Annotated in this window: 24 protein-coding genes; 11 read left to right on the plus strand and 13 right to left on the minus strand. The window is 69.0% G+C overall.

Going from position 1 to position 26,287, the window contains the following annotated elements; all coding sequences use genetic code 11:
• Nucleotides 1–105: 105 nt before the first annotated feature.
• The gene (locus LV79_RS06655) at nucleotides 106–1,491 is read left to right on the plus strand and encodes a glycosyltransferase family 4 protein (protein WP_253833110.1); all 1,386 of its coding nucleotides are present in this window, start codon (nucleotides 106–108) and stop codon (nucleotides 1,489–1,491) included.
• A 30-nt stretch (nucleotides 1,492–1,521) separates the two neighbouring features.
• Entirely contained in the window at nucleotides 1,522–2,847 is a 1,326-nt protein-coding gene (locus LV79_RS06660; RefSeq protein WP_253833112.1) for a UDP-glucose dehydrogenase family protein, read from the plus strand.
• Between the two features lie 74 nt (nucleotides 2,848–2,921).
• Here LV79_RS06660 and LV79_RS06665 read toward each other — a convergent pair whose 3' ends face one another.
• The gene (locus tag LV79_RS06665; RefSeq protein ID WP_253833114.1) at nucleotides 2,922–3,731 is read right to left on the minus strand and encodes a hypothetical protein; all 810 of its coding nucleotides are present in this window, start codon (nucleotides 3,729–3,731) and stop codon (nucleotides 2,922–2,924) included.
• 459 nt (nucleotides 3,732–4,190) lie between these two features.
• Between LV79_RS06665 and LV79_RS06670 the strand changes: the two genes are divergently transcribed.
• Nucleotides 4,191–4,400, plus strand: coding sequence for a sigma factor-like helix-turn-helix DNA-binding protein (locus tag LV79_RS06670; RefSeq protein ID WP_092781370.1), 210 nt, complete (start codon nucleotides 4,191–4,193; stop codon nucleotides 4,398–4,400).
• Nucleotides 4,401–4,946: a Clp protease N-terminal domain-containing protein gene (locus tag LV79_RS06675; protein ID WP_253833116.1), complete on the plus strand. Its 546-nt coding sequence runs from the start codon at nucleotides 4,401–4,403 to the stop codon at nucleotides 4,944–4,946.
• A 63-nt stretch (nucleotides 4,947–5,009) separates the two neighbouring features.
• On the opposite strand, the gene LV79_RS06680 is transcribed toward LV79_RS06675, so the two are convergent.
• The 3 genes from LV79_RS06680 to yczE all read right to left on the minus strand — a co-directional run bounded on the left by LV79_RS06680 (nucleotide 5,010) and on the right by yczE (nucleotide 7,191).
• Nucleotides 5,010–5,372 carry a VOC family protein gene (locus tag LV79_RS06680; RefSeq protein WP_253833118.1) on the minus strand — a complete coding sequence of 121 codons (363 nt, stop codon included), beginning with the start codon at nucleotides 5,370–5,372 and terminating at the stop codon, nucleotides 5,010–5,012.
• Nucleotides 5,373–5,456: 84 nt separating this feature from the next.
• Entirely contained in the window at nucleotides 5,457–6,539 is a 1,083-nt protein-coding gene (locus tag LV79_RS06685; protein WP_253833120.1) for a calcium:cation antiporter, read from the minus strand.
• A 10-nt stretch (nucleotides 6,540–6,549) separates the two neighbouring features.
• Nucleotides 6,550–7,191: a membrane protein YczE gene (gene yczE, locus LV79_RS06690; protein ID WP_253833122.1), complete on the minus strand. Its 642-nt coding sequence runs from the start codon at nucleotides 7,189–7,191 to the stop codon at nucleotides 6,550–6,552.
• Between the two features lie 60 nt (nucleotides 7,192–7,251).
• Here yczE and yczR point away from each other — a divergent pair, with 60 nt between their 5' ends.
• Nucleotides 7,252–8,694: a MocR-like transcription factor YczR gene (gene yczR / locus LV79_RS06695; RefSeq protein WP_443612876.1), complete on the plus strand. Its 1,443-nt coding sequence runs from the start codon at nucleotides 7,252–7,254 to the stop codon at nucleotides 8,692–8,694.
• A gap of 1,549 nt (nucleotides 8,695–10,243) precedes the next feature.
• A complete protein-coding gene (locus tag LV79_RS06700; RefSeq protein WP_253835853.1) occupies nucleotides 10,244–11,101 on the plus strand; it encodes a S8 family peptidase in 858 nt (285 codons plus the stop codon).
• Here the strand turns inward: LV79_RS06700 and LV79_RS06705 are convergent.
• The 4 genes from LV79_RS06705 to LV79_RS06720 all read right to left on the minus strand — a co-directional run bounded on the left by LV79_RS06705 (nucleotide 11,021) and on the right by LV79_RS06720 (nucleotide 15,374).
• The gene (locus LV79_RS06705; RefSeq protein WP_253833126.1) at nucleotides 11,021–13,015 is read right to left on the minus strand and encodes a CHAT domain-containing protein; all 1,995 of its coding nucleotides are present in this window, start codon (nucleotides 13,013–13,015) and stop codon (nucleotides 11,021–11,023) included. The genes LV79_RS06700 and LV79_RS06705 overlap by 81 nt on opposite strands.
• The gene (locus LV79_RS06710; protein ID WP_253833128.1) at nucleotides 13,003–13,401 is read right to left on the minus strand and encodes a hypothetical protein; all 399 of its coding nucleotides are present in this window, start codon (nucleotides 13,399–13,401) and stop codon (nucleotides 13,003–13,005) included. Before LV79_RS06710 ends, LV79_RS06705 begins: the two co-directional genes overlap by 13 nt.
• Nucleotides 13,398–13,964, minus strand: a complete 567-nt coding sequence (locus LV79_RS06715; protein WP_253833130.1) for an RNA polymerase sigma factor — start codon at nucleotides 13,962–13,964, stop codon at nucleotides 13,398–13,400. Before LV79_RS06715 ends, LV79_RS06710 begins: the two co-directional genes overlap by 4 nt.
• Before the next feature lie 243 nt (nucleotides 13,965–14,207).
• Nucleotides 14,208–15,374, minus strand: a complete 1,167-nt coding sequence (locus LV79_RS06720; RefSeq protein ID WP_253833132.1) for a pyridoxal phosphate-dependent aminotransferase — start codon at nucleotides 15,372–15,374, stop codon at nucleotides 14,208–14,210.
• Between the two features lie 86 nt (nucleotides 15,375–15,460).
• Here LV79_RS06720 and LV79_RS06725 point away from each other — a divergent pair, with 86 nt between their 5' ends.
• Nucleotides 15,461–16,672, plus strand: coding sequence for a DUF445 domain-containing protein (locus LV79_RS06725; RefSeq protein WP_253835856.1), 1,212 nt, complete (start codon nucleotides 15,461–15,463; stop codon nucleotides 16,670–16,672).
• A gap of 35 nt (nucleotides 16,673–16,707) precedes the next feature.
• Here the strand turns inward: LV79_RS06725 and LV79_RS06730 are convergent, their stop codons facing one another.
• Nucleotides 16,708–17,181 (minus strand): CGNR zinc finger domain-containing protein, encoded by a 474-nt coding sequence (locus LV79_RS06730; protein WP_253833134.1) that lies wholly within the window; start codon nucleotides 17,179–17,181, stop codon nucleotides 16,708–16,710.
• Nucleotides 17,182–17,270: 89 nt separating this feature from the next.
• Between LV79_RS06730 and LV79_RS06735 the strand changes: the two genes are divergently transcribed.
• From LV79_RS06735 to LV79_RS06750, 4 genes are read left to right on the plus strand one after another with little or no spacing between them, the layout of a single operon-like run.
• Complete coding sequence (locus LV79_RS06735; protein ID WP_253833136.1) at nucleotides 17,271–17,639, plus strand: VOC family protein; 369 nt, start codon at nucleotides 17,271–17,273, stop codon at nucleotides 17,637–17,639.
• A gap of 47 nt (nucleotides 17,640–17,686) precedes the next feature.
• Complete coding sequence (locus LV79_RS06740) at nucleotides 17,687–18,211, plus strand: PadR family transcriptional regulator (protein WP_253833138.1); 525 nt, start codon at nucleotides 17,687–17,689, stop codon at nucleotides 18,209–18,211.
• Nucleotides 18,208–18,888, plus strand: a complete 681-nt coding sequence (locus LV79_RS06745) for an ABC transporter ATP-binding protein (protein WP_253833140.1) — start codon at nucleotides 18,208–18,210, stop codon at nucleotides 18,886–18,888. Before LV79_RS06740 ends, LV79_RS06745 begins: the two co-directional genes overlap by 4 nt.
• Before the next feature lie 52 nt (nucleotides 18,889–18,940).
• Nucleotides 18,941–21,244: an FtsX-like permease family protein gene (locus tag LV79_RS06750; RefSeq protein ID WP_253833142.1), complete on the plus strand. Its 2,304-nt coding sequence runs from the start codon at nucleotides 18,941–18,943 to the stop codon at nucleotides 21,242–21,244.
• Between the two features lie 203 nt (nucleotides 21,245–21,447).
• On the opposite strand, the gene LV79_RS34355 is transcribed toward LV79_RS06750, so the two are convergent.
• From LV79_RS34355 to LV79_RS06770, 4 genes are all read right to left on the minus strand, one after another.
• A complete protein-coding gene (locus LV79_RS34355; RefSeq protein ID WP_253833144.1) occupies nucleotides 21,448–22,131 on the minus strand; it encodes a phytanoyl-CoA dioxygenase family protein in 684 nt (227 codons plus the stop codon).
• 50 nt (nucleotides 22,132–22,181) lie between these two features.
• Nucleotides 22,182–24,050 carry a helix-turn-helix domain-containing protein gene (locus LV79_RS06760; RefSeq protein ID WP_253833146.1) on the minus strand — a complete coding sequence of 623 codons (1,869 nt, stop codon included), beginning with the start codon at nucleotides 24,048–24,050 and terminating at the stop codon, nucleotides 22,182–22,184.
• Nucleotides 24,051–24,122: 72 nt separating this feature from the next.
• Nucleotides 24,123–25,439 (minus strand): MFS transporter, encoded by a 1,317-nt coding sequence (locus LV79_RS06765; RefSeq protein WP_253833148.1) that lies wholly within the window; start codon nucleotides 25,437–25,439, stop codon nucleotides 24,123–24,125.
• A gap of 20 nt (nucleotides 25,440–25,459) precedes the next feature.
• The gene (locus LV79_RS06770; RefSeq protein WP_253833149.1) at nucleotides 25,460–26,215 is read right to left on the minus strand and encodes a 3-hydroxybutyrate dehydrogenase; all 756 of its coding nucleotides are present in this window, start codon (nucleotides 26,213–26,215) and stop codon (nucleotides 25,460–25,462) included.
• Nucleotides 26,216–26,287 lie beyond the last annotated feature (72 nt).

Below are 26,287 nucleotides of genomic sequence, written 5' to 3' on the forward strand. Positions count from 1 at the left end.
CCGAATCTTTGGTGGGTAGTCGCGGGGTTAACTCACACCGCCGGTAACCGATATACCCGATCGAGCGAACACAGCAGTAGTGGTCCACCCCAGGAAGAGGTCCCCGTGAGCCGTCAGAGGGCCCCGCACGTCCTGATCATCGTGCAGAACCTGCCCGTCCCGCTAGACCGGCGGGTGTGGTTGGAGTGCAAGGCGCTCAGAGCCGCGGGCTACGAGGTGTCGGTCATCTGCCCCAAGGGGCCCGGTGACCCGGCGTACGCCGTTCTCGACGGCGTCCACCTCTACAAGTACGCCCCGCCCAAGCAGGCCGACGGCGTCGCCGGGTACGCCTGGGAGTTCGTCTACTGCTGGCTGCGCACCGCCGCGCTGAGCCTCAAGGTCCGCCGCCGCGCCCGGTTCCACGTCATGCAGGCGTGCAACCCGCCGGACACGTACTGGGCGCTCGCGCTGCCGTGGAAGCTCGATGGGGTGAAGTTCGTCTTCGACCACCACGACCTCAACCCCGAGGTCTTCCGGTCGCGCTTCGGCGAGCCGAAGAAGCTCGCGGGCAAGGTGCAGCTCGCCATCCTCAAGTGGCTCGAGCGGCGCACTTTCCGCACGGCCGACCGGGTCATCTCGACCAACACGTCCTACCAGGACATCGCGGTCAACCGCGGCGGCGTCAAGCGCGAGCACACCACCGTCGTGCGCTCCGGGCCCGACACCTCCGTCATGCGGCCGGTGTACGCGGACCCCGACCTGCGCCGCGGCGGCAAGCACCTGGTCGCCTACCTGGGCATCATGGGGCCGCAGGACGGCGTGGACGGCGTGCTGCTGGCCGCCGACCGCATCGTGCACCACCACGGCCGCCGCGACTTCCGCTTCGTGCTGCTCGGCTTCGGCGACTGCCTCGACGAGCTCAAGCAGCAGAGTTCCGACCTCGGCCTCGACGACTACGTCGAGTTCACCGGCCGGGTCGGGCCGGACAAGATCGCCAGCTACCTGTCCGCGGCGTCCATCGGCCTCTCGCCGGACCCGCGCAGCCCGCTCAACGACGTGTCCACGATGAACAAGACCATGGAGTACATGGCGTACGCCCTACCGGTTGTCGCCTACCGGCTGACCGAGACGGTCGTCTCCGGCGGCGACTGCGCGGTCTACGTCGAGCCCGGCGACAGCGACGGCCTCGCCGACGCGGTGCTGGAACTGGCCGACGACCCCGCGCGCCGCGCCGAGCTGGGGACCGCGGGTCGACGCCGGGCCGAGCAGGTGCTGGACTGGCGCCCGCAGGCGCAGGCGTACGTCGGGGTGTATGACGAACTCCTGGGCTTCCCCTCGGCTGGCCCGTTCCCGGACGGCTGGCCGAGCGTGGACCGCAGGTCCGGGGAGACGACCGACGAGCTGCGCGACCAGTGGGGCAACCAGCTGGTCGACCTGCGTGACGAAGCGGCGTTGCGCGAGTTCGCCGCGACTCGCATCATCGCGACCGAGCCGGTCCGCGGCCAGAGCTGACTGCGCGTTCGCGCAGGGGAGAGGTACTTGATGTTCGTACGACGGATCGCCGTGATCGGCACCGGTTACGTGGGGCTGACCACGGGGGCCTGCCTGGCCTCCCTCGGGCACGACGTGATCTGCGCCGACGTCGACGCCGACAAGGTCGCCCGGCTGACCCGCGGTGAGGTCGACATCCTGGAGCCGGGTCTGGCCGACCTGGTCGCCGAGGGCATCGCCGCCGGTCGGCTCACCTTCGTGCTCGGCGCGGCCTCGGCCGTGCGGCACGAGCCGGAGGTCATGTTCCTGTGCGTCCCGACGCCGATGGGCGTCGGCGGCGTCGCCGACCTGAGCATCGTCGAGTCGGTGATCGAGGAGGTCCGGGAGCTGCTGCCCGCGGACTGCGTGGTGGTCAACAAGTCCACCGTGCCGGTCGGGACCGCCGACCGCACCGAGGAGCTGCTCGACCGCGCCGACGTCGCCGTGGTGTCCAACCCGGAGTTCCTGCGGGAGGGCAGCGCAGTCTACGACTTCCTGAACCCGGACCGCATCGTCGTCGGCGGCAGCAAGCAGGACGCCGCCGAGCGGGTGGCCGCGCTCTACGCCAAGCTCGGCGCGCCCACGGTGCTGACCGACGCGCCCAGCGCGGAGCTGGTCAAGTACGCGGCCAACTGCTTCCTGGCGATGAAGCTGTCCTACGTCAACGCGGTGGCCGAGCTGTGCGACCGGCTCGGGGCGAACATCACCGACGTCACCGAGGGCATGGGCTACGACAAGCGCATCGGCCAGGCGTTCCTGCAGCCCGGCCCGGGCTGGGGCGGGTCGTGCCTGCCCAAGGACACCTCCGCGATGCTGCAGCTCGCGGACGCGGCCGACTTCGAGTTCCGGCTGATCCGGGCGACCATCGAGACCAACACCCGGCAGCGCCAGCGGATGGTGGAGAAGGTCCGGCTGGCGGTCACCGGCAAGCGCAACGGCTCGCTGTCGCGCCGCCGCCTCGCGCTGTTCGGCCTGACCTTCAAGGCGGGCACCGACGACCTGCGCGACTCCCCGGCCCTGGCCGTGGCCGCGCTGCTGCGCCAAGCGGGCGCTGACCTGGTCGGCTACGACCCGGCGCTGCGCCAGGACACCCAGCACCCGGACCTGTCCTCGGTCACCGTGTCGGACGACCCGTACCAGGCGGCGAAGGACGCGGAGGCGGTCATCGTGCTGACCGAGTGGCCCGAGTTCCGCTCGCTGGACTGGCAGCGGCTGGCCGAGTCGGTCCGCAACCCGATCGTCGTCGACACCCGCAACCTGCTCGACCCGGCCGTCGCCCGCCGCGCGGGCTTCGAGTGGATCGGCCTGGGCAAGCCGTTGCCCGCTCCGACGGCCTGACCACCCGCGTTCTCCGAACCGCCGAGACCTCCCCCCTCGGCGGTTCGGCCTTTCCGGGGTCCTGGTCTGGGGCGTCAGAAGGTGATGACCACGAGCGCCTGGTCGTCGTGCGCCTTGGGCCGCGGCCACTTGAGGCCGTCCGGATCGTCGCGCTCCGCTTCCCGCACGGTGTCCAGGACGGCCTGGGGTCCGGCCGCGGTGGCCAGGTCGAGCACCTGCGCCCAGCCGAACAACCGGTAGTCGTCGACCCCGCACGACACCCCGTCGCTGGCCATGAGCACCGACCGCACCGACCCCCGTGGCCACGACCGCCGCATCGCCCGGTGCGCCGCCGCGGGCACGGCTTCCGCCACCCAGTAGCCACCCTCTTGGTTCCGCAACGCCGACGTCTTGCGAGCCGACGCCCGCACCGCGGCCACGTGATCCGCCGAGTACCCGCCGCCCCCGCGTAACCGATCGCGGTAGCTCCCACGCGGCACGTGCCGTAATCGGGTGTCCGATAAGACATCCGGTTCCGGCGTGAACGCCACGACAGGGCTGTCCGCCAACACGAGCGCCTCCACGGTGTCCGCGTCCCACCGCACAATCGCCACAGTGCTACACGGACTCTCGCCCGGCGTGAACCCGTTTCCCCGCGCGACGGACCGGATCGCCCCAGCCAACAGGCTCCCCAGATCCAACTCCGGCGCCGCCGACAACCGCGCGGCGACTTGGGCGCCGAGTTCCCCCGCGAACACCCCGCCACCAGGCAGGTCATCGCGCATCGAGGTGGCCCCGTCCAACAACACGACGGCATCCGGCAACACCAGCACAACGTCCTCACTGGGCCGCTGCTCGCCACCCAGCCCTACACCCGCCGCCTCCGCTACCGCGATCTCCGGCATACCCCCGATGCTCCCACCAACCCGATCCCCCCGCCCAACACCCACGGCGAGATCAACTCCACCTCCCATTCCCACTAGTCCCATTACTGACGCCACCCCGCTCGCGACCAACCCCACCCGTCCTGCCGCGCTGCCCGCTCCAGCCGTCCACTCCGTCGCCGCCCCGGTGACGAGGTGCTCCGGACCGAGGGCCGCCCTCTGGAGGACGGCCGATCGCACTGCTCCTGTAGGCAAGCACGTGCCTTTGGCGTCGTGGAACGTGCGCAGCCAGGCACTCACCGCCACCCACGCGGCCGCCGCTCCTGTTGCCACTCCCGCTCAGCCCGACACTCGCTCGGGCCGCCCCCGCCCCCGCCCCCGCTCCTCGCGAGCCCGCGGGTCGTCACCAGGGGTCGGTCACGAGACCCACGTCGTCAACTTGGGTTGACAAGCGGACTGTCGTCAACGTAAGTTGACGGCATGGCTGAAGCGACACAGTTGGCCAGCGCGGCTGGTGATCGGGATCCCCGGGTGGGGCTCCGTGCGGTCGCCGCACTGCGGAAGCTGCTGGAGCAGTTGGAGGCGGTGCAGGTGCGCAGCGCGCGGCTCAATGGGTGGTCATGGCAGGAGATCGCGGCCGAACTCGGGGTGAGCAAACAGGCCGTGCACAAGAAGTACGGGAGGAACTAGATGTTCGAGCGGTTCACCAAAGCGGCCCGGCTGGTCGTGCGGGACGGGGTCCACCTCGCCGAGCAGGACGAGGCCGCGCGGATCGAGCCCGAGCACCTGCTGCTCGCGCTCCTCAAGCAGGACGGCAGTCGCGGCACGGCGGTCCTCGCCCACCACGCCGTCACCACCGCGTCGGCCCAAGCGGCCATCGACAGCATCCGCAGGCGCGGTGGCCTGTCGGATGCCGACGCGGCCGCACTCGGCGAGTTCGGCATCGACGTCGAAGCCGTCGTCGCCGCCGTCGAGCAGACCCACGGCGCGGGTGCGTTGAGCGGCACGGCTCGCCGCCCCCGCTCGATCGGCCCCCGCTGGCGGGTCCCCTTCTCCGGCGACGCCAAGCGCGTCCTCGAACTCAGCCTCCGCGAGGCGTTGGCCCGCGGCGACAAGTCCATCGGCGACGAACACCTGCTCCTCGCCATGCTCAAGGCGGGTGGTGTCGCCGCGGAGGCGTTGACCTCCCTGGGGGTCACCCACGAGAACGTCACCACCTACCTGCGCACCAGCTGATCCGATCTCGGCACACCCCAGCGGCTGGGGGTGCGGGTCGGCGTCCGCGTGGCGGTGCGCTCGCTAGACCTCCAGCACCGACAGGATGTTGCCCGCCGGGTCCGTGAACCACGCGATCGGTGGCCCGTACCCCCGCATGATCCCCCGCTCATCGGTGTTCTCGTACTTCTCGAACCGCACCCCCTTCCTGATGAGTTCGTCCACAGCGGACTCGATGTCGTCGACCGGGAAGTTCAGCACGGTGAACGTCGCGGCCACGTGGTTGGGCTTCGGGTAGACCAGCACCGTGCCGCCACCGCCGAGGGTCAGGGTCAGCATCCCGTTCACCTCGGACACCCGCAGGCCCAGCGTGCTGCTGTAGAACAGTTCGGCGGTCGGGATGTCGTCAACGGAGAAGCCGCTGAACGCCTTGGTCTCGTTGAACACGATGGTCTCCTCGCCTGTGTGGTGTGTCGCGTTCGAGTGTCCACGAGTTTTGTCAAGCCCGTCTTCATTTGTCCACAGGCATGATCACGGAGTGACGGCGAGGAACAAGAACGCGCTGAACAGCGTCAGGTGCACGGTGCCCTGCAGCAGGGTCGCCCGGCCGGTGACCAAGGTCAACATGCTCACCAGCACGGTCAGCACCAGCAGCACCAACTCCTTGGGCCCCAGGCCGAGCGTCAGCGGGCCGGTGAGCCAGATCGAGGCGATGGCGATCGCCGGGATGGTCAGCCCGATGCTCGCCAAGGCCGAACCCAGCGCCAAGTTGAGGCTGACCTGAAGCCGGTTGCGCAAAGAGGCTCGAACGGCGGCAACTGTTTCCGGTAGCAGTACCAGCAAAGCAATGACCACACCGACGAATGACACCGGCGCGCCAGCGGACTCCACCGCAGCCTCTAGCGTCGGTGACACCGTCTTAGCCAACCCCACTACTGCCACAAGGCAAGCCAAGAGCAGAACCAGGCTGGAAATCGCTGTCCGGGATGTAGGCGCTTCCGCGTGATCGTCCTCGGTCAGGCTTGTCTTGGGCAGGAAGTAATCCCGGTGCCGGACGGTCTGCACGAACACGAACACCCCGTACAGCACCAAGGACGCCACACCCGCGAACGCCAACTGCGAACCTGAGTACGTCGGCCCGGCCGTGCTCAGGGTGAACGTGGGCAGCACGAGGCTCAGCGTCACCATCGCCGTGATCACCGCGAGCGCGCCGCCCGAGGCGTGCGCGCGGAACTCCTGCACCCGGTGCCGCAGTGAGCCGACCAGCAGCGCCAGGCCCACGATGCCGTTCGTCGTGATCATGATCGCCGCGAACACGGTGTCCCTGGCCAGCGACGCCGCCTTCTCGCCGCCGGAGACCATCAGGGTCACGATCAACGCGACCTCGATGACCGTCACCGCGATGGCCAGGATCAGCGTGCCGAACGGTTCGCCGACTCGGTGCGCGACAACCTCGGCGTGGTGCACGGCAGCGGTAACTGCCACTCCTAGGCCAACGCACACCAGGGCTATCAGCACCGGCCCCAGGTCGCGGCCGTAAGAGATCAGGAGCACCAGTAGAGCGAACGGCGGGACGGCCAGACTCCAGCGGGGCAGTGTGGGAGCGGTGGTCATACCGCTGACCCTAGTGTCCGATTTTGGCCTCGGCCTGCGGACGCCAGGTCACGAACGGGAGGAACGCCTGCGCGAGCGGTCCGATCGCGAGCGCGTAGAGCAGCGTGCCGACGCCGACCGTCCCGCCCAACAGCCACCCCGTCGCGAGCACGATCACCTCGATACCCGTGCGCACCCATCGGATCGAGTACCCGGTCTTGGCCGAGACCCCGGTCATGAGCCCATCGCGCGGTCCTGGCCCTAGGCGCACGCCGATGTAGGCGGCGGTCGCGAGCCCGTTAAGGCCAACGGCGACAACCATCAGCACGATTCGGGTCGCCATGGCCTCTGGTGCAGGCACAAGCCACAGCGTCAGGTCGATCGACGTGGACACGAGCAAGACGTTCGCGATAGTCCCAACGCCCGGTCGCTGCCGGATCGGGATCCAGCACAGCAGGACCAGCACGCTGGTGAGCGCGGTGACCGTGCCGAAGCTCAACCCGGTGATCTTGTGCAGTGCCTCGTGCAGCACGTCCCACGGTGCCAGGCCGAGAGCCGCCTCGATCTGCAGGCCCGTGCTGAAGCCGTAGAGGGCGAGGCCCGCGAAGAGTTGCGGCAGGCGTCTGCCCGGGCTCGTGCGCAGCGGGACGGGGGACAGGTTGGTGGGGGCCATGCGGACCATCGTTGCCCAAGATTGGCCCTTCTTCGAGGGCCAATCTGCGATAATTGGCCCATGCTTCCCCCTGGAGGACGGGTCTCAGCTGCGAGATTGGTCCGCATGCTCGGCGAGTGGCGTGACCAAGGCAACAGGGCCGGGTCCGCCGGTCTCGCCGCGGGCATCCGATTGCTGCTCTTCGACGGCCAACTCCCGCCCGGCACGACGCTGCCCGCCGAGCGCGAACTCGCCACGGCTCTCGGCGTCAGTCGCACTTTGGTGGCCTCCGCGTGGGACCAACTTCGCGAAGAGGACCTCATCGTCAGCAGACGAGGCTCTGGGTCGCGGACAACTCTGCCTGCCGCCCACGTCAGTGCGCCCTTCCCTGAGCGCCTTCAGCCCTTAGACCTCGCCACAGCAGCGCCGGGTGCGTTGCCTGGTGTTGGGCTCGCGGTAGACGCTGTGCGGGGCGCCTTCGCGCTAGAGCTGTCCTGTCACGGCTATATGGGCTACGGCGTCGAGATCTTGCGTGAACGCCTAGCTCAGCGTTTCACCGCTCGCGGCTTGCCTACGACGCCGGATCAGATCCTGGTCACCAACGGCGCCCACCATGCCCTTGCGTTGGTCTTACGGGCCATGACGGCACCAGGGGACCGTGTCCTGGTCGAGCAGCCCACCTACAACAACGCTCTAGAGGCGATCCGCTCAGCGCACGTCATGCCGGTACCCGTGCCGATGCCCGAGCAGGGATGGGATCTAGAGGGCGTCGAGGTCGTTCTCCGGCAGGCCGCTCCCCGTTTGGCCTACCTGATCGTCGACTTCCAGAATCCCACCGGCCGCAGGTTGGACGCCGCGGGCAGAGAGCAGCTGGCCGCGATCCTGCGCCGGGCGCGCACACCGGCGGTGGTAGACGAGACCCTCGTCGAACTCGACCTCGACGGCGACCCCTTGGACGGCCCGCCACCCATGGGGTGCTTCGAGGCCGACCTGGTCATCACCGTCGGATCGGCCAGCAAGTCGCACTGGGGCGGCCTCCGGTTGGGCTGGATCCGGGCCTCGGAGGAGGTCATCGGGCGACTGGCGGCGTCCCGGCGCGCCTTCGACCTCGGCTCGCCCGTGTTCGAGCAGCTCCTGCTCGCCCACCTCTACGCCGATCCGGAGCCGATGCTGCGCGAGCGCAGGGCGGAGATGGCGGCGAACAGGTCCGTGCTGGTCGACTCACTGCGTGAGCACTGCCCGGACTGGTCGTTCGAGGTCCCGCGCGGCGGCCTGAGCCTCTGGTGCGAACTCCCCGCGCCGATCGGCACCCGGATCGCGGTGGCGGCGCAGACCGTGGGGGTCCGGGTGGCGCCCGCGTCCCGGTTCAGCGTCCACGGCGGGTTGGATCGACGGCTCCGGGTACCGTACACCCTACCGGCGTCGGACCTGGTGGAAGCCGTGCGCAGGCTGGCAGCAGTGGCCGCGCGCGTCACCGGATCGCCTGGAACGCTCGGTTCCGACGGTCTAATCCCGGTCGCCTAGCTGGCCTCGCCGGTGTCGAGGCGGTACAAAGCCAATGCGCTGGATGGTGTAGTTGTTTGGACCTTTCGCCACCCGAGCGCGGCTCGACCTCGGTAGCACCCCGGCGGTCGGCACAGCCCCGCGTTGTGCCGACCGCCAGGGGTGGCCGAGGGGGGAGCCCCGGCGCCGCGGGGGCATCGCGGCGCCGGGGCCAGGTCCCGATCTGACCGGGCGCGGTCGGCAGATCGGGTTGGGAAATGGCTCTAGTGGCGGGAGGCCGCCGAGGGGGATGACCGGTCGTCAGGCAGACCAGTCCCGTGAGATCGACCCGGTCAGTCGGGTGAGGAGCTGAGCAGCCCGGCGACGTCACCGGGTGCCTGCATCGAGCTCGCCGTCGCTACGCCTGTCGCGTATGGCGGCACTACCCGTGCGCGATCGCCGAGGACGCCTAGGAGCGCCCTACCGTGTCCGCCGTTGTCGTACGTCGGTGACGCTGCCGAGCCCGGTGCCGCTGGGCACACAGGTGCGGCCGGAGCGGGGGGCAAAGGCGTCTTCCCCGACTCGGCCTGGGGTCCGTCAGCAGGAACCGGAGGCTTGGCGGGCGGTGCTGCCTGAGGTGGCGGCACCGCGTTGGGTCTATGAACAGCAGCAGCGCGCGACGACTTCGTGGCGTGCTTGTGCGACTTGGCGCTCTTACGAGCAGGTGCGACCTGTGGCTTCACAGGCGCGGTAGCCGCAGCTGGAGGAGGCGTTGGGACGGGAGGCGCAGGCACCTCTACCGCCGGAAGTGAGGGGACGATCGGGTTGGAGACCGTGCCAGTCAGGTCTGACGGCTTGGGCACGGCGTTGGCGATGACACCCGTGCTGCTGGCCATGCTCAGCGGGCGAGGCCTGGTCGAGGAACTGGCCACTGCCCCGGTGTAGGTAGTCCCACCTTCAGCCGAGAGCGGGTAGAACTCGACACCCGTGTCAGCGGCGGCGGTACCCGCCAGGAGCGCGGTCATCACCCACGCGGCCATCATCAGCCCACCGGTGATGGCGAGCCGGAGCAGCAGCCGAGGCCCGCCGAGCGATCGCGCCACGTGCATCACCGCCATCCCGGTTCCCATCGTCGATCCGTCACCGACCGGTGTGACCAGGCCACTATCCAGTACCGGGTCGTCCTTCTGCACCCTAACCGCGTGTGTTCCACCCGGAAAGACGGTGCGCGACGCCAGGTGTGCCGAACCCACGGCAGGATTGATCACCGACGGTGGATTCCACCGGACCGGGTGAACGTGGTGCTTCTTCCGAGCGAGTGCGCGATTGCGACGTCACGGTGTCCGTTGTGCACACCGACCGCGGCGCGCGGGCACTGTCCCGTCTGGCCGAACGCGAACACGATTTGGTCTTGCACGATCCGGATGGTCCCGGCGAATGCTTGCTCCGTAGGGGGCAACTCGTGGTGCCGCGCGCGTCCTTGTCCGCCGCCGTCCGCGCGCTCGACCGCTGGATCGAGTCCGTTGACCCCGCCGAGCACGCAGTCGTCCGGCTGCGCGCGGGCGTCGACTGCGTCCAAGTGGCGGCAGACATGGCTGATCGCGTTCCGGTGTCGGTCAACCACGTCCACACCGTCCTGACAGGAGCACCGGTCCTGCACGGAACGGGAGCTGATGCGATTCCGGTAGACCTACCGGCGGAACCCCCACGACAGGCGTGGGCGAAACAGGCGACTGTGCTCGTCCTGGATAGCGGTATCGACCCACATCCGTGGTTCGTGGGACGTAGCTGGTTCGGCCAATGGGGTCTAGAGGTCATCGACGGAGATGGGGACGGCGTCGCTGATCGGCAAGCCGGTCACGGCACATTCGTCGCGGGCGTCCTTCTGCGACATGCGCCGGGTGTGACCATTCGTCAGTACCCGGTCCTGTCCTCGTTTGGCCTAACGGACGACCGGACGGTGGCGACCACTCTGCGCAGAGCGCGCTACCTGGCGGCGGCTAAGAGAGAGCGGCTTGATGTGCTGCTGATCAGCGCTGGATGCCACACAGCCGATGACCGTTGCCCTCCCGTGCTGGCCGAAGAACTCGCGTTCTGGCCAACGGTCGTGGCCGCTGCGGGCAACTCCAGCACGACGAGGCCGTTCTGGCCCGCCGCGTTGCCGTCAGTGACCGCGGTAGCCGCGACGGGACCGGATGGCGGCCTGGCGCCGTTCTCCAACTGCGGTGAGTGGGTTGACCGCACCGCGCCCGGTGTCGACGTCGTCAGTGCCCACGTGCGGCTCGTGGACGGGGAGCGGGTCTACGGGGCGGCGAAGTGGAGCGGGACGTCGTTCGCCGCGCCGCAGGTCGCCGCAGACCTGGCGCGGTCAGCGGCCGATCACCACGAACCCCAACCCGGGGTGTCCGGCCTGGGCACCCGCGAGCGCGGCCCCGGCATCAGCGCCTAGCGCCAACCGCGCGTGCAGGTCGATGACCAGATCGGAGACCCGTTCGTCGGCCACCGGCAGAGTGCTGGCGATGACTGACCGCGTGCCGTGGTCGAGGAACACCTGCGGTAGGTCTAGCGCTGACTCGCAGGCCGATAGGACCACCCGCGCGGGTGGGCGGTCCAGTCTGGCGACGTGATGGCCGAACAACGGCCCGTCCGCGAGTTCTAGGGCCGAGAACAGCGGCGCGCCTGGTCTGTGGACGCAATGCGCGGCGATGTGGGCGGTGCCCGCCCCAGCCAACGCGGCGAGTACGGCGTCAACGGTGGCCTCTTCGCCGGTGAGGAGGACGCCGCCGTGCGCTCGGTGCAGCGCTCTAGCCTCGTCCTCCGCATGTTCGAGTCTCGGGCCTGCGACCCAGACGTGCCCCGCCGGGATGGCCCCCTCGGCGGCTAGCCAGTGAGCGGCAGATGGCGCTGTCGTGACCGGAATAGTGCTCAACGAAGGTAGAGCTGACCAGGGGGTTTGGTGCAGATGCCTTGTGAGGATCACCAGTGGCCGGGGCGGCAGATCGATCTTCGAGAAGAGTTGCCCGTCCAAGTCCCGGAGGGCATGGCTAGCGGCGTCATGACCTCGGCCCGTCGTGGCCACGAGCGTCATTGCGGCCCGGACGGCGGCTAGGTCTATCCGACCGAGGTCGTGTACCGCGAACCGGCGGTCGACGATGGCAACGGCCGATGTGTGTCCGTTGTGGATGTAGAAGTTCAGCAGCGAGGCGCCGCCTAGTGCCTCCACTACCTCGGCAGGTGTTGGTACTCGACCAGTGCCATCACTCGCCGCGCGTTCGCGCTCGACCCATGCGAACACGGCTCGTGGGCTGGTAGCGGCCTCGCGACCTGTCCTCGCCAGTTCTACCGACCGGGGATCGGACTTCAGCCCTGCTCTGCATGCAGCCAGTGCGGCGCCTCTTGTCGTCGCCAAGCGTGCTTGCGCCAGCCAGCCCAGCGAGCGAAGCAGGTGATTTGGTGAGAACCGCTCGGTGGCCACCAGTTCCGGTTTGCCCGCCGCCAACCGCAGACGAACTGCGACCACGGGTTCGCAAGCCTCGGCGATATCGGCGATGTCGACCTCTTCGCCGGCTGAGATCCGCGCGTGCGCGTCAAGCGCTCTCGCTTCCGGCAGGTCAACCCGGCTGGCCGCGCTTCGAGCGGCGACGAGGTCTCCCGCTCGTAGGCAGTACCAGCCGTAGGTGAGCATTGCGTCGGCGTAGGCCGGTCCGCGTCCAGCTGCACCTAGCAACCTGCCTGCTCGCGTTAGAGCTACCCCCGCCTCTTGCAGTAGACCGCCGTCCAGCAAGGCCTTGGCTCGATCGACGAGCACCTCAGGGCGACGGGTTTCGTCTATAGCTGCCGTGTCGTAGAGCTCCAACGCCCGTGGTAGGTCACCCGCCTCAGCCGCGACAAACCCCTGGTTGTGCTTACACGTCGCCGCCCGCTCAAGCTCTCCGAGTCCTCTATAGATCTGGTAGGCACGCTCCAGCGCGTCATCGGCCTCGGTGAACCGCTGCAAGAACGCCGCTGAGACGCCCAGTCCGACTAGTGCGTTGGCCTGCCAGCGCAGATCCAACCGAGGGTCGGCTATCGCGAGTTCCAGCGCCGGTATCGCTGCCGCGTGTTCGCCGTCATGACACAAGAGGAGAGCGGCTAGACACCCCGCGCGTGGGTCCTGAACTTGGCTGACGAGGTGGGCGCTCGCTGCTGGATCGCCGAGCTGGTGGCGGACCCACGCCAGCGTAAGACGCGATTCACTACGTTCGTCGTCAGTGCTTGCGGCGATAAGAGCAGCTTCGGCGACCCGACGCGCCTCTCGCGTCTTACCGTCCTCGTGCAGCGCTACTGCGGAGGTCTGTAGTGCCTTCCACGTCACCGCAGCCATGGCGACACAAGCGCTGCGGCGTGTGAGCGGTGCAAGACGAGCCGGACTCGGCCATCGGGCAGGTCGGCGGAGAAGGTGCCCACGGAGTCGGGGAGCAGCAGCGTTGCGCCATCGCGAGAGTGCAGCTCGATGTGCGAGACGCCCAGGTCGTGGTCGACCAAGCCGGTGAGCCGGGCACCCAGCTCCACCACGAGGCCGTCGCCCCGCCAGACTTCGCCATCGCCGCGCACCAGCACCCGGTCGGCGGTGAACAGTTCCAGCTCGTCCCAGTCGATCCCCAGCAGGGCGCCCGCGGCGACCGCGGCGTCGCGCACCCGCGCGGGCATGGGGTCCAAGTGGTCCAGCAGCGTGCGCAGCTCCGCCAGCAGGTCGTCGTCGCTGATCATCCGGTCGCCCCCTCGGGCATCCCGAAGACCGCCAACTTGCGGCGGAGGAGGTCAAGGCACCTGGCCCTGGTTGTGCTGACGCTCGCGTTGGCAACACCGACGGCCTTGGCCAACTGCGCGTAGTTCAGTTCTGGCGCGAACGCCATTAGACCCAACAGGCTCCGGCAGCGTTGACTGAGTTGTTCGAATGCTCGCCACAAGAGGTCGTCGCGGTCGGATCGCAATACCGCGGCCTCTGGGCTGTAGTCGTCTCGTTGGACAATCCACTCGACTTGGTCGGTACTAACCTCCCGGCTACGCGCCCCTATGACGCGTAGGCATTCGCGGCGGGCGGTTGTCGCCAACCAGGCGCCGAGCCGTTCCGGCGTACGGATGGTCCCCGCCTTCTCGGCGAGGGTGATCCACGTGTTCTGGCTGACGTCCGCGGCGTCGGCGAGGCTCAGCCGGTGGGCCCGGGCGATCTGCCACACCAGCGGGGCGTACCGGCCGACGAGTTCCCGCCAGGCCGCTTGCCCACCGCCGAGCGCGTCGTGCAGCAAGTCTGTAGTGGACAGTGTGTCCATGCTGGTCTCCCGCCTGAAGTGATCCGTTCGCCGCTTCAGACGGGGGGTCGCTCGCCGCCGCTCCCGTTGACCCTCAAAGGTGTGAAACGCACTGGTAGCGCTAACTGTGACAGTTAGTGCTACCAGTTCTTATGTCCGAGGCTGTGGATTATCCGGCCGCCAGACGCCACCCCATTGAGTGATGACATCCCGCTCGTCCCATGGCTTCCTGGAAACAGCGGCAGAAAGGAAGGTGATGTCCGATCAACGAAGAAGGTGCAGCCGGGAAATGGCCTCGTCGAGGACCTCGTCGCGCTTGCAGAAGGCGAACCGGACGATGTGGCGCCAGCGGTCCGGGTCGTCGGTGAACACCTGCACCGGCACGGCGGCGACCCCGATCTTCTCGGGCAGGGCGCGGCAGAACTCCAGGCCATCGGTGAACCCGAGCGGGCGGACGTCCGCGCAGACGAAGTAGGTGCCCTCGGCGATGCGCACGCCGAAGCCCGCTTCGGCGAGCCCGGTCGACAGCCGGGTGCGCTTGTCCGCCAGCGACGCCCGCAGGTCGGCGACCCAGGCCGATTCCGACCGCAGGGCGTGGGCCACCGCGGGCTGGAACGGCGCGCCCCCGACGAAGGTGAGGAACTGCTTGGCCGCGCGCACCGCCGCCACCAACTCGGCGGGGCCGCACACCCACCCGATCTTCCAGCCGGTGCAGTTGAAGCTCTTGCCCGCGCTGGAGATCGTCAGGGTCCGCTCGGCCATCCCGGGCAGCGACCCCAGTGGGACGTGCTCGCGGTCGTCGAACAGCAGGTCCTCGTACACCTCGTCGGTGATCGCGAGGAGGTCGTGCTCCTGGCACACCCTGGCGATCTCAGTCAGCTCGGCACGGGTCAGCACCGTGCCGGTGGGGTTGTGCGGGGTGTTGACCAGGATCGCCTTGGTCCTGGGGGTGACGGCGGCGCGCAGGGCGTCCACGTCGAGGCCGAACCGGCCGGTCGGTTCCTCGGCGAGCGGGACGACCCGGCGCTGCCCACCCGCGAGGGCGACCGCGGCGGCGTACGAGTCGTAGTAGGGCTCGAACAGCACCACCTCGTCGCCGCTGTCGATCAGGGCGAGCAAGGTCGCCGCGATCGCCTCGGTCGCGCCCACCGTGACCAGGATCTCGGTGTCCGGGTCGAAGTGGGTGCCGTACCGGGCGCGCTGCTCGGCGATGGCCGCGCGCAGCTCCGGACGGCCGGGGCCGGGCGGGTACTGGTTGACCCCCGAGGCGATGGCCTCCTGGGCCGCGGCCAGCATGCCCGCTGGGCCGTCGGTGTCCGGGAAGCCCTGACCGAGGTTGACCGCACCCGTGCGCACCGCCAACGCGGTCATCTCCGCGAAGATCGTCGAGGTGAACGGCTGCAGGCGGGGCACGAGGCTGGTTCGGGGCACGGTGGCCAATCCTCACGGAGAATGGGGGGGTGGAGCAACTGGCACCGGTCCCCGGCGAGGTGGAGAAGCGGCTCGCGCTGCGTCGGATGAAGCTCGTCGCCCTCGCCTTCCTCGGCGCGGCGACGGTCATCTTCCTGGTCGCGACGTTCTGGCAGGCGGCAGGCGCGCCCGGCTGGGTGGGCTACCTGAAGGCAGCGGCGGAGGCCGGGATGGTGGGCGCCCTCGCGGACTGGTTCGCGGTGACCGCGCTGTTCCGCAGGCCGCTGGGCCTGCCGATCCCGCACACCGCGATCATCCCGACCCGCAAGGACGCGCTCGGCGACAGCCTCGGTGAGTTCGTCGGCACGAACTTCCTGTCCGAACAGGTCGTGCGCGAGCGGTTGCGCAGGGTGGGGGTGGCCGCCCGGTTCGGCGAGTGGCTCGCCAAGCCGGACAACGCCGATCGGATCACCTCGGAACTGGCGACGGTGATGCGCGGGGCGGTCACCGTGCTGCGGGACGAGGACGTCCAGGCGGTCCTCGAGCAGGCCGTCGTGTCCCGCATCGTGGGCGTGCCGTGGGGGCCGCCGCTGGGCAAGCTGCTCGAAGGTGCCTTCGCCGACGGGTCGCACCACAAGTTGGTCGACCTGATGTGCGACCGCGCCTACGACTGGGTCAAGGACAACCACGACCAGGTCATGAACGTGGTGTCCGACCGGGCGCCGTCCTGGTCGCCGAAGTTCTTCGACTCGCTGGTCGCCGACAAGGTCTACGGCGAGGTGTTGAACTTCGCCTGGGCGGTGAAGACCGACGTCAACCACCCGATGCGGCTCTCGCTGGACACCTTCCTGCGCGAGTTCGCCGGCGACCTGCAGCACGACCCCAAGGCGATGGCCCGCGCGGAGACGGTCAAGCACCAGGTGCTCGACCACCCGCAGGTGCAGAACCTCATCGGCTCCACCTGGTCCACCGCCAAGAAGATGCTGCTCGACGCCGCCGAGGACCCGTCGAGCGAACTGCGCACCCGGGTCCGCTCCGGTCTGGTCTCCCTGGGCACCAAGCTGGCCACCGACGACGCCCTGCGCACCAAGGCCGACACCTGGCTCGAAGGTGCCGCCGCCTACATCGTCCTCAACTACCGCGACGAGATCACCACCCTGATCACCGACACCGTCGAGCGCTGGGACGCCGACGAGACCGCCCGCAAGGTCGAACTCCAGGTCGGCCGCGACCTGCAGTTCATCCGCATCAACGGCACCGTCGTCGGCGCGCTGGCAGGCCTGCTCATCTACGCCGTCGCCCAGCTCATCGGCGGCTGATCCACGGCCGCGCCACCCCGGCCCACCGAGGTGGGTCAGGGGAGTTTGGCGCGTTCGCGCCAGGTGCGGGCCTTCTCCCGGTTGCCGCAGACGCGCATCGAGCACCAGGTGCGGGAGCGGTTGCGGGAGCGGTCGAAGAACGCCCAGCGGCAGTCGCCTGCCGGGCAGATCTTGATCCGGTTCCACTCGCCCAGCACGGCCAAGCGGGTGGCGGCGGCCAGGACCGCGCTGGTGGCCGTGGTGGCGACCAAGGTGGGGATCCCGGCGACCAGTTCGACCTGGACGGTGGCCGGGGGCGGTGGTGGGGCGGCCCGGCCACCGATCACGGCACGCAGGCCGTCCCGGGTGGCGCGGGTGTGCGGGTCGTCGGCGAGGGCGTGGTCGGTGAGCCACCCGCGCCAGCCGACGGGGTCGTCCAGCACATCGGTGTGCAGCTCGAAGTCGACGGTGTTCAGGAAGTCGAGGAGCAGCGCGACATCCCTGGCGCTGCTGTCCTCAGCACTACTCACGACACCACTGTAAGCCGAATACCGGTTGCTTCGAGTTTGGCTAACTCGCATACTCCGTTCGCTGGTTACGCCACCCGTGGGAGGACACCATGACCGCCGCTGTGCCCAGGTTCTTCGCTGTCGTGCTCGACTGCCCTGATCCGATCGCGCTGTCCGGCTTCTACGCCGACCTGCTGGGCTGGGCCCGCGACGCCGAACCCGCCGAAGACGGCTCGTGGGCCACCATCGAGGGCGACGGCACCCGGCTCGACTTCCAGAAGATCGACGGGTACCAGCCGCCCACCTGGCCGCACCCCGAACGCCAGCAGATGCTGCACCTGGACCTGCAGGTCGACGACCTCCAGGCGGGACACGACCGGGCGGTCGACCTGGGCGCCACACCACTGGAGCGGTCGAGCACCTCGTTCTGGGTCTACGCCGACCCCGCCGGGCACCCGTTCTGCCTGGTCCGGAGCTAGACCGCACGCTATTCGTTGAGTGTATACACGTGCTGTAGAGTGACGGCATGTCAATCGGACACGCGTTACTCGGCCTGCTGGAGACCGGCCCCCGGCACGGGTACGACCTGAAGCGCGTCTACGACGAGCGCTTCGGGCACGACCGTCCGCTGGCCTACGGCCAGGTCTACTCGACGCTGTCGCGGTTGCTGCGCAACGGACTGGTCGAGGAGAGCGGGGTTGAGGCAGGTGGGGGACCTGAACGCAAGCGGTACGCGATCACCAACGCCGGGGTCACCGACGTCTCGGAGTGGCTCGTGACCCCGGAGAGCCCGCAGATCTACCTGCAGAGCGCGCTCTACACCAAGGTCGTGCTCGCGCTGATGTCCGGCCGCGACGCCGAGGAGGTGCTCGACACGCAGCGGTCGGCGCACCTCACCGCCATGCGGGAGCTGACCGCCCGCAAGCGGGCAGGCGACCTGACCGACCAGTTGATCTGCGACCACGCGCTGTTCCACCTCGAGGCCGACCTGCGGTGGCTGGAACTGACCGCGGCGCGGCTGTCCGACCTGGCCAGGCAGGTGGCCGGATGAGCGAGGTGCTGCTCAGCGGAACCGATCTCATCAAGTCCTTCGGCCCCAGCGACGCCCTCTGCGGCGCGTCGATGCTGGTGCACGAGAACGAGATCGTCGCCGTCCTCGGGCCGTCCGGGTCGGGCAAGTCCACACTCCTGCACTGCCTCGCGGGCATCGTCATGCCGGACAACGGCGCCGTCACCTTCCAGGGCCGCGACCTCGCCGGGATGACCGACAAGGAGCGCAGCGCGTTGCGGCGCACCGACTTCGGCTTCGTCTTCCAGTTCGGCCAACTCGTCCCCGAGTTGTCGTGCCTGGAGAACGTCGCCCTCCCGCTGCGGCTCGGTGGTGCCCGCCGCAAGGTCGCCGAGGCCAAGGCCCGCGAGTGGATGGAGCGCATCGAGGTCGCGCCCCTGGCCGACAAGCGGCCCGGCGAGGTTTCCGGCGGCCAGAGCCAGCGGGTCGCGGTGGCCAGGGCACTGGTCACCGGCCCCAAGGTGATCTTCGCCGACGAGCCGACCGGCGCACTGGACTCCTTCAACGGCGAGCAGGTGATCCGGCTGCTGGTGGACACCGCGCGCGACACCGGTGCGTCGATCGTGCTGGTGACGCACGAGGCCAGGGTGGCCGCCTACTCCGACCGCGAGGTCGTTGTCCGCGACGGCAAGACGCGCCAGGTGGCGTTAGCCCACTAGGTCGGGCTGGGGAGCGCCGGGTGCGGAACCCGGTGCCTGGCGAGGGAGTGACGTGGTACGCGCCTGGGTGAACGACTTCGGCATCGGCGTCCGGCTGGCCATCTGCGGCGGCCGGACGTCGCTGACCAGGTTCGTGCTCAGCACCATCGGGGTCGGGTTGGCGGTGGCGGTGCTGCTGCTCGCCTCCTCGGTCGGGCCGATCCTGGACGCCAGGGCGGCCAGGGAACTGGTTAACATCCCCAGCACCGAGCCCGTCCCCGGCGTGGCACCGACCCTGCAGCTCAGCGTGCGGAGCCTCTTCCAGGGGCAGTCCTTGGAGTTGGTGTACCTGCGGGGCGCCGACAGCACGTCGCCGGTGCCCCACGGGATCCCGCGGCTGCCCGCGCCGGGCGAGATGTTCGTGTCGAAGGAGTTCGCTGAACTGCTCGCCGACCCGCTGCTGCGGAAGCGGCACGGCGAGCGGGTCGTCGGCGTCATTGATCCGGACACGGTCCGGGACCCGAAGGAGGCCATCGCCTACGTCGGTAGCGGCGACCTGCGGGTCGATCCCGCGACCCGGGCCCAACAGGTCTACGGGTTCGGTGTACCGATCCACGCGACCAAGTCGCTCAACCCCGACGCCCTGCTGCTGTTGCTCCTGGGCACCCTCGCCGTGCTCATCCCGGTCTTCATCTTCTTGGTCTCCAGCACCCGGATCGCCGGTGTCGACCGGGACCGCAGGTTGTCCGCGCTGCGGCTGGTCGGTGCCGACGACCGGCAGATCCGCCGGATCGCCGCCGCCGAGACGCTGGTCAGCTCGCTGTCCGGGCTGCTGCTCGGCGCCTGCCTGTACCTCGTCGGGCGGCAACTGGCGAGCAGCGTCACCCTCTACCGGGCCAGCGTCTACCCGGGCGACATCGTCCCGGTGCCGTGGATGGCGGCGCTGGTGGTGCTCGTCGCACCGCTGCTCGCGGTCTTCGCGGCCCAGTTCGCCCTGCGGCGGACCATCATCGAGCCGTTGGGCGTGGTCCGCTACAGCAAGCCGACCAAGCGCAGGCTGATCTGGCGCTTCTGCGTGGTCGCCCTCGGCGTCGCGCTCCTGAACTACCACACCAGGAACGGGCAGGACGGCACCGGCAGCGACCTGTGGGCGATCAGCATCGCCATGGGCGTCGCGCTGGTCCTGCTCGGTGTTCCCGCGTTGCTGCCGTGGGCGGTCGAGCACGTGGTCGGCCGCATCCGGGGCGGGGCGACGTCGTGGCGGTTGGCGGTGCGCAGGCTCCAACTCGACAGCGGCACGTCCTCCCGCGTCGTCAGCGGGGTCGCGGTCGTGCTCGCGGGCGCCATCGCACTGCAGGGCACGTTCGCCTCGATGGCCGAGGAGCTCGCGGTGACGTACCAGAGCGAGGACGCCGACCAGGCCCACGCGAACGTCTACGCCACCCGGTCCACCATGGCGGGCACCGAGAGCGTGCTGGACACCGTCCCGGGGGTGGCCGCGTGGAGCCTGATCCGCACGGTGGAGCTCCGCGCGGGCACCGATGTGCTGCTCGCGGAGGTGATGAACTGCGAGCTGGCCGCCGTCAACCGGATCATCCCCGACTGCGTCGACGGGAAGGTCTACACCGAGCGCGACATCAACCTCGCCGCCTTCCCCGCGGGGCGCGTGACCACGATCTTCGTCCCCGGCGGGGACCTCGACTTCGACGCGCTGCACCCCGAAGGCCAGTGGGAGATCCCCCAGGTCGTCGAGCGGCTCCCCGACCGCGGCGTCTGGGACAACCGCATCCCGGGCATGCTCCTGGTGACACCGGGCGCGATCCCCCAGCTGCCGCCGGTCAAGGTCGCCGCCACCTACAACCTGAGCCTGGACCGGTCGATGCCCGACACCGGGGACCGGCTGCGCACGGCCCTGGCACCGTTCGGGTGGCAGGCGCGGGTCTCGAACGCGGACCGGACGACGCTCACCCGCCAGCAGGAGACGTTCCTGAGCATCCGCAGGGGTCTGCTGATCGGCGCGATCTTCACCCTGCTGCTGGCCGGGCTCAGCCTGCTCGTGCTCGCCGTCGAGCACATCAGGGAGCGCAAGCGGCCGTTGGCCGTGCTGGCCGCGAGCGGTGTGCCCACCGGGGTGCTGGCGCGGTCGCTGCTCTGGCAGATCGCCATCCCGATCGCGCTCGGCGTGCTGATCGCGGTCGTGCTCGGCACCGTGCTGTCCGTCGAGACGATGCTGATCATGGGGAGCCCGCTGGTGCTCGACTGGGCCAGCGTCGTGACGATGTCCGCGACCGCCGCCGGTCTCGTCCTCCTCGTCTCGCTGCTCACCCTGCCGTTCCTGCGCAGCGCCACCAGGTTGGACTCGCTGCGGACCGAGTGACCATGCCCGCGTGTCAGGGATCGTCTCTGGGGGTCGGTCCCTGGCACGCGGGCCTTTCACCACGCGCCACCGCGCGAGCACCCGGCGGAAGGCGGCGAGCAGCCGCGTGGTCGGCCCGGACATGGTGTTCCTCCTGTGTTCTCCGTTGGCGGGCATACCGTCGCAGAAAACGCAAGAGCGGGTGAGAAGTTGTCCACAGGGCGCTAGACCAGCAGGTAGGCGGCGCTTCCGAGGCGTTCGATGGTGGATTCCGACGGTTGCGGGTCGAACCCGGACGTCCCGCAGCGGCGGCCGAAACCGGTGAGCACGGCGTGGCGCGCCGACGCGGACCGGTTCACCGTGCCCGAGTGCCACAGGTGCGAGTTGAACAGCCACGCGGTTCCCGCCTGCCCCAACAGCAACGCCTGGTCGGGGTGGTCCTCGTGGCCGAGCGGCGGCACGAAGCCGTAGTCGAGGTGGGACCCTGGGACGACCCGGGTCGCGCCGTTGTCCGGCGTGAAGTCGACCAAGGCGACGATGGCCGTGCAGACCCGCCAGCGGATCGGGCCCACGCGTTCGGACGGGTCGACCTGCACGTGGTCCGGGCGACCCGCGCGGTAGGTCATGGCGCTGATCCGGAACTCGGGTCCGAGCAGGTGGCGCACCGCGGCGAGCAGGTTGGGGCGCAGCCACAACGGGTCGAACACCGGCCCCGCCTCGAGCAGGTCGGTGAGCCGCAGGGTGCCGCCGCCCGGCGCCAGCGACTCGATGGTGTCCAGCGCCGCGGTGATCTGCGGCGCGGTGAGGAAGTCGTCGAACCGGCAGTAGCCGAGTTCGTCGAGTTCGCTCAGCTGCTGCGGCGCGAGCAAGTCCGCGCGGACGCCCAGTTCGTCGAGGACCTCGTACACGTCTCCAGATGTAACCCAGGCGAGGCCCGCCCGCCACCGAAATCGCGTGACTACGCGGAAGTAAGTCGAAACAGCCGGAGCGCGAGCTGGATTTCCAGTGCTCGCTCCGGGGTTTGCCAGTCCGCCCCGAGCAGCGAACCGATCCGCTCGAGCCGTTGCACGACCGTGTTCACGTGCACATGCAGGAGTTCTTTGGCTCGAGTGAGGTTGGCGCCCGCGGTGAAGTACGCCTCCAGGGTGCGCAGCAGTTCGGTGCCTCGGCGGTCGTCGTACTCCAACACCGGCCCGAGCGTGACGTGAACGTAGGCCTCTAGATCCGCTTCGCCGAGCAGTAGGCCGACAAACCCCAGATCGGACATCGTGCTGCCTGTGCCAGTACGGCCAAGTGCCAGCAACGACCGCACGCACCGCACAGCTTCCGTGTGTGCGGCGACTAGACCCTCAACCCCGCCGACCGGTCCGGCAGCACCAACGGTGACCGGTGAGTCCATAGTGGAACTTAGTGACTCGGCGACTCTAGCCGCTAGAGCGTTCGGGTCTTCCGTGCGCGCGAGTAGAACTACCTGGTCAGCGTGTACGCCGACCAGCACGGCGAATCTCCCTGCCGCGGTGACGAGTCGTCGTCGCGACACGTGCTCGGCCGTCACTACGAGAACTGAGAATGTCTCCGTGAGGTCGACACCCAGGCGCTGTCCGCGAGCCAGTAGCGCGGCTGGGTTGCGATCGGGTGAGGTAAGCAAATCCGTCAGCAGTTCGCCGCGCACTTCGTCTTCCGCCTGCGCGACGGACCGGCGCAGCATCAACAAGAGGGCGGTGACCACCCCGGCGCGCTCGAATAGTCTACGGTCGGCGTCGGATAGATCAGGGCGATCCGTGAGAACCAGGCTGCCGAGCAGCTCTTGCCCTGCCTGAACCGCACATACCCACCCATCTGAAGTGGACACCGCGCGACCTGAGGCTCTAGCGCTGCTGACGGCCTCTTCGTTGGCCCACGCAGGGCTATTTCCCACTCGCGCCAACTCGGTGCCGGTCGCGTCGAAGACAGCGATACCGCCGTGCAACACATCGGCCACCGCAGCGGCCACTTCCGGTAGGTCGCCACCGCGGAGGATGAGATCGGTCAGCTTGTCGTGGGCTTCCTCGGCGCGTCGCATGGCCTCGTTGTGGCCGCTGATCGTGGTGTTGGCGACGTTGAGGTCGGCCAGCGCCAGTCGGGTCTCGTCGAGCAACCCGGCGTTCTCGATCGCTATCGCCGCGTGGTTCGCCAGTGATGAGAGGAGCGCCACCTCATCCGGGGAGAAGTCCCTGGCTGAACGATCGGCCGCGAAGAGGACACCGATGACCTTGCCGCCGACGGCAAGGGGAACGCCGAGGATGGCTGTAAGACCCTCGTCATGCACCGATGAGTCGATGGGAGTCGTGTGGCGGAAGCGGGCATCGGCGAAGTAGTCACGGGTGGCGTAAGGCCTGGCGGTCTGGGCTACCAGCCCACCCAGTCCCTCGCCCATGGCTAGCGTCACCTGCTGGAACAAGGCGGATGCCGAGCCATCGGTCACGCGCATGTACGTGCGACCCGCGTGCTCGTCGTTGAGCGTCAGGTAGGAGACGTTCACTCGGAGGAGCGTCCGAGCGCGCCGCACTATCGACCGCAGTACCGCGTCGGTGTCACGGAGTCGGGCGAGGTCACTGGCTGTGTCGAAGAGAGCGGTCAACTCGGCCTCGCGCCTACGGTGCGCGACGAGAGTCTGGCGCACCCTCAGCGCGTGCTCGGCCGCCTGGTCGACGGCCGCGAGCTCGTCCGCTGGGAGCCCTGCGGCCCGCGCGGCCACCGCGACCTGCGCCAACTGCTCCCCGCTCGCCCCAGCGGCGAGCAGGCCGAGCAGTTCGCGCACGGCGTCGTGGGCCCTCACGGGGGTCATGGTCGCACCAATCCCCGCGAAACGCGTGGACGGCTCGGGACCGACCAGATCGTGACCGGTCCCGAGCCGGGTTCACCTCCCCACGGGCACCGGGCTGTCGACGCTCTCGGGCTCGGCGAGCGAGTGACCTCGGGTTTCCCGGGCGGCCAGGATCGCGATGACCGTGATCGTGCACATCCCGACCAGGTAGAGCGACACCGGCACCGTGCTGTCATAGCGCTGGAACAGTGCCGTGGCGATAAGAGGCGCGACAGCGCCCGCGGCGATCGAGGAGAGTTGGCCACCCACGGACAGGCCGGTGTACCGCACTCGAGTGGGGAACTGTTCCGAGAAGAACGCCGCCTGCGGTCCGTACATCGCTCCGTGCAGAGTCAGGCCTACCGTCGCCGCCATGATGATGAGCCCGGGGGAGCGCGTGTTCAGAAGGGCGAAGAACACGAACGCCCACACCGCCATCGTCACCGCCCCGAACAGGTACACCGGCCGACGTCCCAACCGGTCGGACAGCGCTCCCCAGAGCGGGATGCTGACGAAGTGGACCGCGGAACCGATCATCACCGCGTTGAGCCCCACGGTCTTCGCCATGCCAAGACCGGTAGTGACGTAGACCAGGATGAATGCCGTGATGATGTAGTAAGACACGTTCTCCGCCATGCGCGCGCCGATGGTCACCAGCACTCGCTGCCAACTGTTGCGGAACACCTCTACGACCGGGACATGCGGTTCGGCCCTCTCGGCGGCCTTAACCTGCGCGGCCAAGAAGACAGGCGACTCGGTCACGCTCAACCTGATCCACAGCCCGATGAGCACAAGAACGCCAGACAGCAGGAACGGCACGCGCCACCCCCACGCCAGGAACGTGGCGTCTGACTGCACTGCCGCGAGCAGGGCTAGGACCCCGGTGGCCAGCAGGTTCCCTCCTGGCGCCCCGCACTGCGGCCAGGATGCCCAGAACCCGCGCCGCTCCGCTGAACCGTGCTCGGACACGATCAGCACGGCTCCGCCCCACTCGCCCCCGAGCGCGAACCCCTGGATGAGCCGCAGTGTGGTGAGCAGCAACGGCGCACCTATGCCTATCGCGGCGTACGTGGGTAAGAGGCCCATCGCGAAGGTTGAACCGCCCATGAGTAGCAGGCTCAGGACGAGCAAACGTTTGCGGCCTATCTTGTCGCCGTAGTGACCGAAGACAAGACCACCGATCGGCCTCGCGACGAACCCGATGGCGTAGGTCAAGAACGCCAGAAGGGTCCCGGTCAGCGGGTCCGCGGTCGGGAAGAACAGCTTGTTGAACACAAGAGCCGCAGCCGACGTGTAGAGGAAGAAGTCGTACCACTCGATTGTGGTGCCGACGAGGCTCGCACTGACGATCCGCACGAACGGTTTGGACATGGCGGTTCTCTCCGATCCGACTAGTTGGCTGTCCAACCGCCGTCGACCGGGATAGAGCTACCGGTGACGTTGGCTGTGTGGGGACCGCATAGCCACAACACGGTGGCGGCTACGTCCTCGGGTTCGACCAAGCGCTTGATCGGTGACCGGTCCAAGAGCACCTGCTCGACGACTTCGTCTGCCTCAACCCCGTGGACGCGGGACTGCGCCGCGATCTGGTCGGCTACCAGCGGTGTGCGCACATAGCCCGGACTGACGCAGTTACTCGTAACCCCGTGCGGGGCGCCCTCTACGGCGGCGACCTTCGATAAGCCCTCTAGCGCGTGCTTGGCGGTGACATAAGCGGCTTTGAAGGCGCTAGCGCGCAGTCCGTGAACACTGGAGATGTTCACGATCCGACCCCACTCGCGCGCGTACATGTGCGGCACCACGCGGCGGATGAGGAGGAACGGCGCGGTGACCATCACCCGCTGGATCAGGTCGAACCGATCGGGTGGGAACTCGTGCAGCGGCGCGACGTGCTGCAACCCGGCGTTGTTGATCAGGACGTCGACCTCGGTGGGCAGCGCGTCGACGAAGGCCGCGTCCGCGAGGTCGACCACGTGCGCCACCCCGCCCACCTCGTCGGCGAGCTCCTCGGCGGCGGGACCCGCGCGGTCGACGATGTGCACCTTGGCGCCTGTCGCGGCCAGTGCGCGCACGCACGCGCGACCGATCCCGCTCGCGCCACCCGTCACCAGCGCGGTGCGGCTGTTGTGATCCGGACCACTCTCCATGGCAGATGACGGTAGGTACGCCAGGTCCCGGCGGCCATGTGCGCCGGGCCTACAACCCGGCGCCGAGGAGTG

Source organism: Actinokineospora globicatena (assembly GCF_024171945.1).
Taxonomy (GTDB): domain Bacteria; phylum Actinomycetota; class Actinomycetes; order Mycobacteriales; family Pseudonocardiaceae; genus Actinokineospora; species Actinokineospora globicatena.